Source organism: Psychrobacillus sp. OK028, from assembly GCF_900103605.1.
Taxonomy (GTDB): Bacteria; Bacillota; Bacilli; order Bacillales_A; family Planococcaceae; genus Psychrobacillus.
The window spans coordinates 64,626-77,894 of sequence record NZ_FNHY01000003.1 but is presented as its reverse complement, the minus strand read 5'-3'; the positions used below and the strand labels follow the sequence as shown (position 1 = coordinate 77,894).

At 36.0% G+C, this 13,269-nt stretch carries 14 protein-coding genes and 1 pseudogene; 4 read left to right on the top strand and 11 right to left on the bottom strand.

Translation table 11 applies throughout. The features are described from left to right. Nucleotides 1-92: 92 nt before the first annotated feature. From BLR36_RS06275 to BLR36_RS06230, 10 genes and pseudogenes are all read right to left on the bottom strand, one after another. Nucleotides 93-908: a class I SAM-dependent methyltransferase gene (locus BLR36_RS06275; RefSeq protein ID WP_093060884.1), complete on the bottom strand. Its 816-nt coding sequence runs from the start codon at nt 906-908 to the stop codon at nt 93-95. Nucleotides 909-1,127: 219 nt separating this feature from the next. Beyond that, a pseudogene (locus tag BLR36_RS06270) lies at nt 1,128-1,607 on the bottom strand (GyrI-like domain-containing protein); the annotation flags it as partial. Nucleotides 1,608-1,736: 129 nt separating this feature from the next. Beyond that, nucleotides 1,737-2,093 carry a cupin domain-containing protein gene (locus tag BLR36_RS06265; RefSeq protein WP_093060882.1) on the bottom strand — a complete coding sequence of 119 codons (357 nt, stop codon included), beginning with the start codon at nt 2,091-2,093 and terminating at the stop codon, nt 1,737-1,739. A gap of 737 nt (nt 2,094-2,830) precedes the next feature. After that, entirely contained in the window at nt 2,831-3,655 is an 825-nt protein-coding gene (locus tag BLR36_RS06260) for an urease accessory protein UreD (RefSeq protein ID WP_093060881.1), read from the bottom strand. A gap of 1 nt (nt 3,656) precedes the next feature. Further along, nucleotides 3,657-4,268 (bottom strand): urease accessory protein UreG, encoded by a 612-nt coding sequence (ureG, locus tag BLR36_RS06255; RefSeq protein ID WP_093060880.1) that lies wholly within the window; start codon nt 4,266-4,268, stop codon nt 3,657-3,659. 21 nt (nt 4,269-4,289) lie between these two features. Beyond that, entirely contained in the window at nt 4,290-4,976 is a 687-nt protein-coding gene (locus BLR36_RS06250; protein WP_093060879.1) for an urease accessory protein UreF, read from the bottom strand. Further along, the gene (ureE, locus tag BLR36_RS06245) at nt 4,969-5,424 is read right to left on the bottom strand and encodes an urease accessory protein UreE (RefSeq protein WP_093060878.1); all 456 of its coding nucleotides are present in this window, start codon (nt 5,422-5,424) and stop codon (nt 4,969-4,971) included. The genes BLR36_RS06250 and ureE overlap by 8 nt, the downstream gene beginning before the upstream one ends. Nucleotides 5,425-5,433: 9 nt before the next feature. Next, nucleotides 5,434-7,146 (bottom strand): urease subunit alpha, encoded by a 1,713-nt coding sequence (gene ureC / locus BLR36_RS06240; RefSeq protein ID WP_093060877.1) that lies wholly within the window; start codon nt 7,144-7,146, stop codon nt 5,434-5,436. A gap of 3 nt (nt 7,147-7,149) precedes the next feature. After that, on the bottom strand, nt 7,150-7,467 hold the full coding sequence (locus BLR36_RS06235) for an urease subunit beta (protein WP_093060876.1): 318 nt from the start codon (nt 7,465-7,467) through the stop codon (nt 7,150-7,152). Between the two features lie 14 nt (nt 7,468-7,481). Then, complete coding sequence (locus BLR36_RS06230) at nt 7,482-7,784, bottom strand: urease subunit gamma (RefSeq protein WP_093060875.1); 303 nt, start codon at nt 7,782-7,784, stop codon at nt 7,482-7,484. Between the two features lie 517 nt (nt 7,785-8,301). On the opposite strand from BLR36_RS06230, the gene BLR36_RS06225 reads away from it, so the two are divergent. The 3 genes from BLR36_RS06225 (at nt 8,302) to BLR36_RS06215 (ending at nt 11,545) form a co-directional block, all read left to right on the top strand. Then, a complete protein-coding gene (locus tag BLR36_RS06225) occupies nt 8,302-9,231 on the top strand; it encodes an urea transporter (protein ID WP_175453991.1) in 930 nt (309 codons plus the stop codon). A gap of 104 nt (nt 9,232-9,335) precedes the next feature. Further along, nucleotides 9,336-9,797, top strand: a complete 462-nt coding sequence (locus BLR36_RS06220; protein WP_093060873.1) for a hypothetical protein — start codon at nt 9,336-9,338, stop codon at nt 9,795-9,797. A gap of 533 nt (nt 9,798-10,330) precedes the next feature. Then, nucleotides 10,331-11,545, top strand: a complete 1,215-nt coding sequence (locus BLR36_RS06215) for an MFS transporter (RefSeq protein WP_093060872.1) — start codon at nt 10,331-10,333, stop codon at nt 11,543-11,545. A gap of 239 nt (nt 11,546-11,784) precedes the next feature. Here the strand turns inward: BLR36_RS06215 and BLR36_RS06210 are convergent, their stop codons facing one another. Further along, nucleotides 11,785-11,973: a hypothetical protein gene (locus BLR36_RS06210; RefSeq protein ID WP_093060871.1), complete on the bottom strand. Its 189-nt coding sequence runs from the start codon at nt 11,971-11,973 to the stop codon at nt 11,785-11,787. A gap of 264 nt (nt 11,974-12,237) precedes the next feature. Here BLR36_RS06210 and BLR36_RS06205 point away from each other — a divergent pair, with 264 nt between their 5' ends. Next, the gene (locus tag BLR36_RS06205) at nt 12,238-13,242 is read left to right on the top strand and encodes a nucleoid-associated protein (protein ID WP_093060870.1); all 1,005 of its coding nucleotides are present in this window, start codon (nt 12,238-12,240) and stop codon (nt 13,240-13,242) included. Nucleotides 13,243-13,269 lie beyond the last annotated feature (27 nt).

Below are 13,269 nucleotides of genomic sequence, written 5' to 3'. Positions count from 1 at the left end.
AGCTTTTAAAAAAAGGCAGAGTCCCTTTTGTTATGCAATTTTATAGATTTCGAGGATTTTTTAATTTTCATGGGAGTTAAAGAAGAAACCTATCATTTCCCCTTTTTTATTCCAATATAAAGTAAGTGAGAGGAAATGCCTAAGATATAGGGATCATCTGCTTTTTCAATAAGCATTTTTATGATTTTTTCAACTTCCTTTTCTCCTTTGTCCCTCCAATAGTTCCAATTTTCATCATTTAAAATAGCCCCTACATTTGAACCTATTAATTCTAAACTTTCAAATCCTTGCTCTTCCATAAATGGTTTTATTTCATCAATATTAAAGTAATAGGCACCTGTAAAACGTCCTTCATCCTGATGATTAAAACAACCTGTATCTGAAAATCGCTCGATGTTTTCTATATCATTATTTGGTTTCCAATTTTCAGGATGTAATAGGGAAGTTAATATATGTCTGATTCTAGGCATGAATGCAACAAATACGATTCCATTCTTCTTCGTAACTCTATATAATTCTTGTATAGCTTTAATACGGTCGGTTTCTTCTTGTAAATGATACATAGGACCAAGCATTAAAGAAGCGTCGTAATGTTCATCTTTAATCATATTAAGTTCTCTAGAATCAGCAACAAAAAAACCATTAAAGTACTCCTCTAAGGAGTGCTCATGTGCTTTATTTTTAGCAATTTCAACAAGTTTGGGTGTTAAATCTGTCAGTGTTACAATATAGCCCTCATTAGCGAGTTTTATAGAATATTTTCCCGGTCCAGCACCATTATCTAGAACAGTTCCAGTTAGAGGAATATATTTTTTTATATAGTGCCAATTTACTTGGAATTCAATAGGTTCTCTTTCAAGTCGACCCCACTCATCAAACTTATTGTAGTAATTAATAATATTACTCACAAAATCACCTACTTTAGATAAATTTTATTATTAGTTCTACATTTAGGAATATAACTCCTTCTTCAACTAACCTGATTCTTTTGTTCGATAAGAAAAAACAGCTGCTAAAAACAAAATAAAAAAGTAAGAAATAAGTAAATAAATAGAATAAAAAAGAACTTTCGTATTTGCTAAAAGTTCACATCTTGTGAGATTGATTCCCTAAATATTAATATGTATTTATTTAGGGATTACAGGCACCCAAAGTTCGTTTCTAGGTTTATGCTTTAATGGATAATAACATTCGATACACGGTTTATCAGCAAGTTCATATTCAGACATGGGAACCCACTCTGTGTATAGGTGCTTCCAAGCATTCGCTATACCCGGAAAAACTGCCCAGGTACTGTGTTTTATATAGAGCGTTTTCATATCACTTGGAACCTCACCATCATATTGGACACCCATAAAGTATATAAATTCTTCATCCAAAATAGCTGCCTCTTTTCCACAAACACCCAAAAGACTTTCAAGTGTGCATTTTGGTTTTTCCCAGGACATATCTATTAATTGTTGCATAAATCCATCTTTTTTAGCACTACTCCAAAGCGTAGGAATTGTTTTAAAGGCTCTACTTGTTTTGACTACCTTTCCTTTACCTATAACTTTTATATCAAAATCAAGATTCTCAATCCGATACTCCATTTCGGTATCCCCTTTATTAGTCCAACTTTTCAGGCACAAATATGTCGGATTATTTACTTGCCACTGTCTTAATTCTCTTTCTTTTGCAAAATTTCCTTCTTATGCTAACCTCTTTGATTAAAATACCCGTAAGTTGAACAGCTTCTATTCCTTTAAAGGCAAAAACAAAAAAGGATTTAACTCAACACTTTCAATTACAATAGCTGTTAATCCTCTATCTGATTTTGTTTCATGCCATTCATCTTTTTCCCAAAATACAGCATCTCCGGGCTGAACTTTAAAATATTCTTCTTTATCATTACGAACATACCCTTCTCCTTTCATTACTACCAATAATTGAGGTACTACTGCTTGGTGGTATCCAACAACTCCATTTTCTTCCAAGTATATACATCCTATAGTAGTAGCTTTATCTGTTTGAATAACACGGGAAATAATAAAATTGGAATCAAATTTCGTAATCATTTTCCCATTCTCTTTACTAAATGTAAAAAACTTCATATTATACCTCCAGACAATTTGTGTGTATAACACTTATTCAACTTTGTTAAATGATATTCCTTTAATTGTTAATAAGCTAAAACGTTGCTTTAAGTTAAGAACAAATGCGCAAGTGTCTATATTATACTGAAACGCGTTGGGAGAATTGCAATAAAGACGCTCTAATCATTAATCGCAGTTGTAGAATATTATGATTTCCTCAATAACAAGAAAAAAGAGCTGTTTGATCAGATCTATATTTCACAACAGCACCCGTTTTAAAAAAAATCATCAAAAAGAGCGTTGATCCAATTAGGATTAACGCTCCCAATAATTAAATTGTAAATGTTTGAATTAATTACTGCTCATCGTCAACTAATATAGCAGCGATATTTTTCAACGGTGTAGAGCGTTTTTCCTTATCATATGGGGTTAATGTTTTAAATGTCTTAAAGGCTATATATAAAATTTTTACATAAAAAGAGATTGGAATTAATGACCCTATATACCACCTATTGAAGTAAGGCGAAAGAAGCCCTCATTCTTTGCTAAATTGTACATATAGTGCAAGCTAACAAAAAAGTAATTATGCCAGAGAACCAACGTAAGCAGTGAATTCACTTCTTTTTTTAGTAGAACTAAACACGAATGGGATACCGTAAACAGTTTAAAAAAAGAGCATCCTTCTATTATACCTATCCCATCTTACCCCGATCTTTCATCTCTTTAACATTTTGGTCCATCAAAATTTTAACTGATTAATATTTTCGTAAGGTTACTGGTTGTCGGTCATACCATTCTTTGCGAAGGAACGTGCTGCATTTAGCTATAAGTTCTTCAATTTTTTGTGTAGAATGTGCGAGTATACGCACTGTAAAACCACCCTCAGTCAAGAGAGACATTCCTGCTTTGCACTCGTCTAAGTCTTTTTCAATTACATTATACAATCGTTGAAGAACATCCTCATTTACTTTATCACTTATCACAATCATCGAACCAAGATGAGTATATCCTTCCATATAACCGATCCCATTCACACCAGCTTCAATGGGTTGGAGTTTTAAATGATCAAATAAAACCAATTCTTCATCTAAATAAATTTCATTTTTCAATTGAAGTAAATCATATCGGAACCATTCTCCGTCCGGAGACCAGCCAGGTGTTAAAATGTCACTGTAAAAAAGAGTAGCTCCACTTTCCATCCGAATAATCGTATTTTGCTTAAACTTGGCATTACGATAGGCGATAAGCGGATCAGGAATGTATTCTAGTATACTGCCTTTTTTCAAGACGATTTCACTTTCTTGTAGGACTGGTGTATACGGTGTTCTATACACTTTCGTAGCAGACTGTGTCGTCAATATCAGTTCAGCATGTTCCTCCAGTGTAATTTCCATTCGGTAACGGTCGCCATCTAAATAACCGCCCCCCGGGTTTATGAGAAAATAACATGCTTGTCCGCTATTATCAAGATAATGGGGACGCAGTATTTTAAATGCACCTTGGAAATACACTTGTTTCGTTACCGTCTTATCCCTTTTTTTCTCCATGTTTAGACGCAACACGCCTGTCCATTTGTCCATCTTAACTTAACCCGGAGAGCAAAGCATTTTGTTTAATCCAGCCGATGACTTTATCAAGACCAGTATTGTCCTGCAAGTTCGTAAAAACAAAAGGCTTTTCCCCTCGAAACACTCTCGTATCAGCAGCCATGACATCTAAATTCGCATGCACATATGGCGCAAGATCGATTTTATTAATGATGAAAAGATCTGATTTAATCATACCTTGTCCGCCTTTACGCGGAATTTTCTCTCCCTGGGCTACATCGATAATATAGATGGAAAAGTCAACAAGTTCAGGGCTGAATGTAGCTGCCAAATTATCACCACCACTCTCCACAAAGATTAAGTCCAAGTCAGAGTGGCGTTTTTTCAACTCTTCAATCGCCGCACTATTCATTGACGTATCCTCACGAATTGCTGTATGAGGACAGCCGCCAGTTTCAACACCAATAATTCGGTCATTAGCCAAAACACCATTATTTATTAAGTACTTAGCATCTTCCTTCGTGTAAATATCGTTCGTAATAGCCGCCATGCTAATATCATCCTTCATATGACGTGTCAATTTTTCGACAAGCATTGTCTTACCGGCACCAACTGGGCCACCTACACCAATTTTAATCGGTTCCATTAATAAGTACTTCCTTTCTTTCTATGACATGAAAATACGGATTAGTACCCGTTCATGTTTCATTTGAGAAATTTCTAGTCCTGGGGCCACTGCGCCAAAATCGGCGATGTCCATCGTCCTAATTTGTTCAACCGCTTTTGTAATCCACTGTTGTATATCACGTAAAATAAACTGCCCGGCTGTCTGACCGAGTGGTATACCACGCACTGCATTTTGGGTAAGGCTCGATATAGACGAATAAAGATACGTAGATAAAATGACATTCAAAGGGATTTTTAACTGGTGAGCAATAATTGTAAACACAATCGCAGGGTGACCAAATGCTTCTCCATTTCGTGTTTTTTCTTTATACAAAGTTAGTAGGGGAGATGGATACAAATCATTTCCAATAGTCAACATGCGTTCTCCAATTTTATGTGTTCCTTCTCGCGTTTCTCTTGGAAGAGCTTGCACCGTTATTTTGCGGTCAAGGCTCCAGATCGATTGGGCATCACTTTGTTCAAGCCCTTCAAAAGCAAGACGACAGGCTAGCCCGTCTGTATAGACGAGCTGCCCTAATACATACATTTGCAGCCATTCTGAAAAACTGTCTTTATCATGTACTTTATTTTCCTGTATATATGTTTCCAATCCAAATGAATGACTAAACGCACCTGTTGGCAAGTTGGAATCACACAACTGAAATAAAGACAGCAAATAGTTATCCATGACTATGTCCTATATGCCGGAATGCCTTCTTCACTTTCCGTTTTTCACGTACATACGGGAGACCAAGCTCCCCCAGTAGTTCCTCCACAAGATAATCATATTGAACAAGCATCTTATCCTCTTCAAATTGAGCTGGCAAATGCCTATTTCCGAGCTGATGTGCAATTGTTCCCATCTCATTCAAGTTCCTCGGCTTAATAACAATCACATCATCAGGATACACCTCAATTAAAATGATATTTTTTTCATCCATGTAAAGTACATCGCCTGCATTCAAATCGCGGGATTCGCTTAAACGTAGTCCGATTTCACGGCCATGATCTGTTTTGACGCGTTGAATTCGTTTGACTAAATCACTGCTTTCAAGGAACACTTTTTCTTTATGAATATGAGCAACAAGATCTGAATTTAACTCATCAATATGTCCAACAATTTTTTCAATAATCATCTTTTCACCTCAAAATAAGAAATAACGCTGCCCCATCGGAACCACCTCTACAGGATCACAAGTAAGATGCTCACCATCCACAAATACTTCATAAGTTTCGGGATCGACCGTGATTTCGGGTGTGGCATCGTTTAATTTCATGTCTTTTTTCGTCAATGACCGAATGCCTTTTACTGGCAGGACCGTCTTTTGGAGTCCTAATTTTTTATGAACACCATCATCGTATGCTGCTTTTGAAACGAAAGTAATAGAGCTTAGATATTTTGCTTTCCCCATCGTTCCATACATAGGACGGTATAAAACTGGCTCAGGGGTCGGTATGGATGCATTAGCATCTCCCATCAAACTTTGAACAACTTGTCCACACTTTAAAATCATGCTCGGTTTCATTCCGAAAAATTGCGGTGACCATAACACAAGATCGGCAAATTTACCGATTTCAATTGAACCAACGTAATCAGATATTCCGTGTGTAATTGCCGGATTGATAGTATATTTTGCGACGTAACGCTTGATACGATTGTTATCGCCTACCCCTTCGTCCCCTTCCAGTTTACCCCGTTGTTTTTTCATTTTATCGGCTGTTTGCCATGTCCGTAATATGACTTCTCCAATTCGGCCCATCGCCTGAGAGTCGGAGCTTGTCATACTAAACACACCCATATCCTGTAGAATATCTTCTGCTGCAATTGTTTCTCCTCGAATACGTGAATCAGCGAAAGCCACATCTTCCGGAATATCCGGACTTAAATGATGGCACACCATTAGCATATCAAGATGCTCATCAATTGTATTTACTGTATAAGGAAGAGTTGGATTAGTCGAAGAAGGAAGAACATTCGGATAGCTCGCTAATTTAATAATGTCCGGTGCATGGCCGCCTCCTGCTCCTTCCGTATGATACGTATGAATGACGCGACCTTTAAAGGCATCAGCTGTGTCTTCCGCAAAGCCACCTTCATTCAATGTATCGGAATGGAGTGCGACTTGGACGTCATATTCATCTGCTACTTTTAAAGACATATCAATCGCGGACCGTGTTGCGCCCCAGTCTTCATGGACCTTCAGTCCAATAGCACCAGCTAGAATTTGCTCCGCAAGCGGCTCCACTGCAGCAGCGTGGCCTTTTCCTAGGAATCCCACGTTTATCGGCATATCTTCGGCAGCTTCAAGCATACGGTGGATATTCCATTCCCCAGGTGTAACAGTTGTCGCTTTCGATCCTTCTGCAGGACCTGTCCCACCACCTATGAGTGTTGTCAATCCAGCAGTTAGGGCTGTTTCTATTTGAGCAGGATTAATGAAATGAATATGCGTATCGATTCCGCCAGCAGTCAAAATCTTCCCTTCACCGGCGATAATTTCCGTAGATGCAGCAATTGTAATAGTCACACCATCCATTAAAAGAGGGTTGCCTGCTTTACCAATGGAAAAAATCTTCCCGTCACGGACAGCTACATCTGCTTTATAAATACCTGTATAATCCAATACAATAACATTCGTAATCACAAGATCCGGAACATTATCGGCACGGACAGCGAGTGGGTGACTTCCCATTCCATCACGGATTACTTTCCCACCACCGAAAACTACTTCATCTCCGTAACGTGTAAAGTCTTTTTCAATTTCAATAAACAATTCTGTATCAGCCAAACGAATAGCATCACCAGTTGTTGGACCATACATATCAGAATATTGTTTTCTTGTCATACGAAAGCTCATCTATTATTCCCCCCGTTCTAACGATCCTTCTGTTTTGTTGTTTAATCCGTATACACGTCTTTCCCCAGTGAATGCGACCAATTGTACTTCTTTTTTATCACCTGGCTCAAAACGAACCGCTGAACCAGCTGGAATATCTAAGCGAAATCCAAAGGCTGCTTCTCTATCAAATTCAAGGCTTGTATTGATTTCATAAAAATGAAAATGGGATCCTACCTGTACGGGACGGTCTCCTTTATTTAAAACGGAAATCTTTTTCGTTTCCTGCCCTTCATTGCAAATAATATCTTCAGACTTTAAAATATATTCTCCGGGTATCATGCCAAAATTCCTCCTTATCTTATAGGTACGTGGACTGTTACGAGTTTTACCCCATCTGGAAATGTTGCTTCTACTTGCACATCGTGTATCATTTCGGAAACGCCTTCCATGACATTGTCGACCGTCAAAATGGTTGCACCGTATTCCATTAACTCGGCAACAGTTTTACCATCACGAGCACCTTCTAAAATTTCATGCGTGATCAATGCAACCGATTCCGGGTGATTCAGCTTCAATCCTCGTTCTTTTCGACGCCTTGCCAAATCAGCTGCCACAACAATTAATAATTTTTCTTGTTCTCTAGGCAACAAACGCATATACATTCCTCCATTTAACAATAAATTTCTTGGATTTCTTTCCAGCTAAAAAAATATGATAAGCTCATATATCAATTTCTATATTCTCGAACTTTTATACATAAATTTTTATTCTTATTTAAATTTATTAAAGTACTAGTGGTATAAATAAATGCATAGCTTAAAACGAAAATTCACAGTTAGACCGTGTATGATTAAGTTTAAATAGACTATAAGACAAACCTCAAAGAATAGATGATATAAAACACCTTCGATAAGGGCATACTTTAAAAAAGTATTAAATAGAAGGTGTTTTTGAGTGAGCAAAATTGCATATTCAATTGAAATTAAATGAGCGGTTGTATAAGAAAAATGGAGATGTTACTAACAGATAGATGGAAAAGCACGTAAAGAAATCATCGTAAAATCATGCAAGTTCGAGTGAGATGTAACGTTGCGATAATAAAATAAAAAAACTCTCCCCTAGCCTAAGGCAAACATGCCTCTTCACCACGAAAATTTATTAAAGGAGTTTTTTATGCAAAAACATCAAGTTTCAAACAATACACTTACTATGTTCTCCGCTTCACTAAAAGGTATCTCACAAGTTCTATTAATTGAAAATTCCGTCACTGGTCTTATTGTACTCGTAGCTATTTCTATCTATTCTGTTCCATTAAGCATCATAACTTTCATCTCTTCCCTTATCGGTACAGTAACCGCGAAAATAGGAGGGGCAGACGAAAAACTGATTTCTCAAGGTTTATTCAGCTTCAACTCAACTCTTTCCGGGTTAGCAACGGTGCTGTTTTTAGAAGGAAATCAGCGCTGGATAATCGCTTTGTTCAGTGCCGTGATCGCCGCTATTTTCACTGCAGGGATGATGCATTTAACAAAACCATTTGATGTCCCTTCCCTTACCTTCCCTTACATCATTTTGACATGGTTTTTACTAACAGCTTCACATCGTTTACAGTTTTTCGAAGCGATCAACTCTCTCGTTCCGCAGGGTCTGGCTTATTGGCATTTGGATATCTCTGGTCCCATTGATTTTATAAGTGGGTTTACGAAAAGTATTGGACAAATTTATTTCCTTGATAATATTTGGAGCGGGCTTATCATTCTAGCCGGCATTTTCTTTGCTAGTAGACGTCTCGGGATGCTAGCTATATACGCAACCATTATTTCCTTGTTGGCTGCTTATTATCTAGGTAGCGAACGCCCATTATTGAGTTCCGGATTATACGGATATAATGCTATATTAACTATTTTTGCCGTTTCAGACGTTTTTCATAACAGAAAGAAATTGATCCCTTTTACTGGTCTGCTTGCAGCGGTAATATCCGTGCTGATCACCGCTAGTCTGGATAGCTTTTTACTGCCCTATGGTCTGCCGCCATTAACTATGCCTTTCGTCCTTAGCACATGGCTGTTTTTATTTGCCCGAAAACTAATGCCAAACCTTTAAACATTGAATGACACGCAATCGAATTTAATCACGTTTATTTTTTTGAATATTTATTAGTTATCCTGGGAAGTACTCAAGAGAAATATTGATAAAGGAGTGAAACAATGTCTATCGATAACGAACTAGAAAAGTTTGGAGTAGAGCCTGTATTTGAAGAACGACTTTATGAACGATACGAATTCACAGTTAACGTTCGAGGAAAGGAATATAAGGGTCATTACCACAATGAGGAAATTCAATGGCTTCAACCACACCCGAGGCAAATGATCGGTGACGATAAAACAGATACATTAGAAAAAAGTATCTACAAGCTGATGAAAGATCATGGAACGAATAGTGAAGAAAAAGACCTCGAACTTACTCTAGCTTTTGAGGGAAGATTGCACGAACGTCAACAATTTTCAATTCAAGTTCAAGGTAAAGAATATAAAGGCTTTGTCCACGAAGGGGAAATACAATGGTTCCATCCTCAACCTCACCAAGAGCATGAAGATGAACACGTCCAAGCAATGGAAGAAGAAATTCATGATAAGGTAGCCGATACAGAAAAAATTAAAAAAATATAAAAGTAGCCGCATCCAATTCAGTTAGCATAAGAGAGTCGATGAAAGAAATATCTTTTCATCGCATGCTACGAGGTGGCTTTTGCTATATTAAGTTTTAAAAAGTATTCTACCTTTGTATGCATAATAAGAAAAAGGCTTTACTCCTTTTTAGAAGTAAAGCTTCTCTAAGTAAATTTAACTTCTTTCCATTCTTCCATAACTTTTTCTTCAACAAGCTATTCTCATAGTTTTATAGTATTTATATACCTAGCATTTACCTTTTTCTAAACTCAACTTCTTTGTGGCATTATTTTCATAGTTATCTCTTAGTTAGTATATGTTCCTCATTTACCATGGCAATTGCTTTTAATAGATGTATATTTTTAAACACTACAGTATTCTATTTCCCCATACATGCCAAACAACCACGAAATAATATTTTGAAGTATCTCCTACGAAGGATTAATTACTTTTAACACCTCTAAATATTTTTTTGAAAATATGGGAAGAATAAAAAAATCATCTCTATTATTGAAAGTTGGTCTTATATTACCATGAGTAAAGAAAAAGTTAAATTATGGACAAACCAATATTTAATTATTATTATATTGTCTTCAGTAATGTTCGCTTCTTTTTATATGATTACTGCAGGTTTCCCAATTTTTGTATCAACCATTAGTGACAATCCTGCAATCGCAGGAATCATGACCACGACCTTAATGACAGCATCACTAATTACGCGCTTTTTTGCCAGTGTAATTATCCAAAAAGTGAATATGAAATTGCTTCTCATCATTTCACTTGTTTACTTTTTGGGAACAATCGCTCTTACTTTTATAAACGACTCTATCGGTTTTTTAATATTCATTAGAGCACTACAAGGTATCGGCTTTAGTATGCTGACAATTTTGGTCTTTACAATATCAAGTAATATCGTTCCTAAATCCCGTTTAGGCGAGGGCATTGTTTTTTTTGCAATGTCTACAAGCGTTGGAACGACAATGGGACCGCTAATCGCTATTGCTTATCTTGCAAATTATTCATTCCGATCAATGATGATGTTAACTTTAGGGCTTATGTCTTTTGCATTTGTGTGCAGTTTTTTCGTAAAAAACACTGTTAAAAATGAAAAGGAAAGTCCACAACCAACAAATAAAGAGCCATTCTATAAGTACATGTTTGATAAGCGTGTCCTTCTTCCATGTATTCTGGTAGCTTTAAATTACATGGCAATTGCAGGAACAGTTAACTTCATAGGGGCGTTTGGTAAAGAGATTGATGTTGGTGGAAGGATTTCACAATTTTTTATCGCACAAGCGATTGCAATGATAATCGTTCGGGTTTTCTCAGGTAAAATTTTCGATAAATTCGGCCATAGAATTCTTATTATTCCAGGTGCTATTTCAGGAACTGTTGGTTTGATCTTGTTAGGCTTTTCTACTGGTATGGGGATGGTTTGGATTTCAGGGGCACTATTCGGAATCGCTTATGCTATCATCCATCCAATAATTCAAGCATGGGCATTAACCCTTGTACCACCTGAGAAAAAGGCAACTGCCAATTCTATGCTGCTTATATTTATAGATTTTGGATTGGCAATAGGATCATTGGGACTTGGAATCTTAGCAAAAAGTGTTGGTTACGGCATGACTTTTAGCTTTTCTGCAGCTTTTATGATTGTCATTTTGTTATTGTATTTATTTGGGAGCAATAAAACGAAAGCATTTGACGTGGGACATGAAAAAAGTGAAACCACAAGAAGAAATTGAAAATTAGAAAAATTATTATTAGCAATACTTAAAGGAGTAGCTTTTTAAAAAACGTCGTTCTGCTTGATTAAACTCCGTTGGCTAAATAAGCTTCCAGAGAGTATAACGAAAATCCGCTTGGCCATTCCTAACATAAGTTTGAATACCTGAGAAACCGAACACTCCTAAAATTAATGTATCCAATTTAATTTTTATCAGAAAAAAGCGATTTCTAATATGGATCGCTTTTCTCATTTTATTTAGTTTGTTTTTACCTTTTTTAGAATCAAACTATTAGCTATAACTCCAATTAATCCAGTAATTGTAAAAATATATGCTACAAACAAAGGTGTTGAAGAAAGTGATTCAGTAAGTATTCTAAATGTACCTAAAGCAAAAAGAATGAAACTACCTACCAGCGTAATTATTGTTCGTGTTTTATTTTTCATTATTTACACTCCTTAAAAGTAATAAATCACCTAATTATAGGTTAACATAAACATGTTTTATTATTAACAATTAAGGTTAAAATAAACACCCTGTACGTTTCTCCATTTAATTGGCAAGGAAAACTGTATTATTATTTATACTTACTCTCTAGATATCCACTTCATTAACTCAACAATTTTTATATTAAGCATAAATGTATGATAATAATATGCGGAGTATGATATGGTAAATTAGCTATTAATAAAGATTAGAAGGTGAAGACCATGCTAGAAATAAGTGAAAGTAAATTAGCTCAGTATGTCGTACATTATGTAGGTGATACACTTGTGTTTGGTGATGAGGCATTCTCCCGACCAGAGGTTATGCTAGAAGCGGCCTTTACACAGTTAGCATTCAATAAAATTGATTTGGAGCAGCAATTTGAATTTTTTCATGAAACAGATATTGGATTAAATGAAATGTATACATATGTAAATTCAATTTTTGATCAGAACAGCAGTTTTCTTGAACAATCTAAACATATTGCAACCCATTTAAAAAGTGTATCCCAACATCCTAATATTAAAAATGGTGAATTGTTTATAGGATTATTCGATAATTGCTTATGGAATTCAGAAGTAAAAAAGGCATTAGCCATTGTGAAGTTAGATGAAAAAGAAATGTTTCTAGATGTGAAAAACGAGCAAAACAAAATGATTGTGAATGGCGTGGACGGTATTAATGTAAAAAAAATTAATAATATGGCAGTCTTCGTGGATATGGGACCAGACGTAGCTCCTGCTGTCTTTATGAAAACAAAGAAAAAAGAGGATGTTGTTTATTGGCAAGAGCGTTTTCTAAAGATTAAAGTAGCTGATGAACATTATCATAAAACGAACTTAGCGTTAACAGAGTGTAAAAAATATATTATTAAAGAAGAAAGTTACACGAATACCGAAAAATTAGGTTTTTTAAACAAAACACTCGATTACTTTAGGAATGAAGAAGAATTTCAAGTAGATAACTATATTGATACAGTCTTTGACAAAACGGATTCAGTCCAAAAAGACATTATCGTCCAATCTGTAAAACCATATGAAACGGTCATTTCGGAGAGCGCTATAGCAAAGGTAGAAAAAACGTATAAACGTAAAATAAAGCTAGATTCCAATATTGAGATTCAAGTGAATGTACGGGATATTGAACAAGTGGATCAGCTTATCGAAGTTGGCTATGATGAATTAACACATAGAAAGTTTTATAAAATCTATTTCCAAGAAGAAATTTAATCATAGACTGATAGAGTCCCACTACCC

Excerpts from the sequence above, each read along its gene's own strand:
- BLR36_RS06265 (WP_093060882.1), bottom strand. The coding sequence starts at position 2,093 with ATGAAGTTTTTTACATTTAGTAAAGAGAATGGGAAAATGATTACGAAA.
- BLR36_RS06260 (WP_093060881.1), bottom strand. The coding sequence starts at position 3,655 with ATGGACAAATGGACAGGCGTGTTGCGTCTAAACATGGAGAAAAAAAGG.
- ureG (WP_093060880.1), bottom strand. The coding sequence starts at position 4,268 with ATGGAACCGATTAAAATTGGTGTAGGTGGCCCAGTTGGTGCCGGTAAG.
- BLR36_RS06250 (WP_093060879.1), bottom strand. The coding sequence starts at position 4,976 with ATGGATAACTATTTGCTGTCTTTATTTCAGTTGTGTGATTCCAACTTG.
- ureE (WP_093060878.1), bottom strand. The coding sequence starts at position 5,424 with ATGATTATTGAAAAAATTGTTGGACATATTGATGAGTTAAATTCAGAT.
- ureC (WP_093060877.1), bottom strand. The coding sequence starts at position 7,146 with ATGAGCTTTCGTATGACAAGAAAACAATATTCTGATATGTATGGTCCA.
- BLR36_RS06235 (WP_093060876.1), bottom strand. The coding sequence starts at position 7,467 with ATGATACCCGGAGAATATATTTTAAAGTCTGAAGATATTATTTGCAAT.
- BLR36_RS06230 (WP_093060875.1), bottom strand. The coding sequence starts at position 7,784 with ATGCGTTTGTTGCCTAGAGAACAAGAAAAATTATTAATTGTTGTGGCA.
- BLR36_RS06225 (WP_175453991.1), top strand. The coding sequence starts at position 8,302 with ATGCAAAAACATCAAGTTTCAAACAATACACTTACTATGTTCTCCGCT.
- BLR36_RS06220 (WP_093060873.1), top strand. The coding sequence starts at position 9,336 with ATGTCTATCGATAACGAACTAGAAAAGTTTGGAGTAGAGCCTGTATTT.
- BLR36_RS06215 (WP_093060872.1), top strand. The coding sequence starts at position 10,331 with ATGAGTAAAGAAAAAGTTAAATTATGGACAAACCAATATTTAATTATT.
- BLR36_RS06210 (WP_093060871.1), bottom strand. The coding sequence starts at position 11,973 with ATGAAAAATAAAACACGAACAATAATTACGCTGGTAGGTAGTTTCATT.
- BLR36_RS06205 (WP_093060870.1), top strand. The coding sequence starts at position 12,238 with ATGCTAGAAATAAGTGAAAGTAAATTAGCTCAGTATGTCGTACATTAT.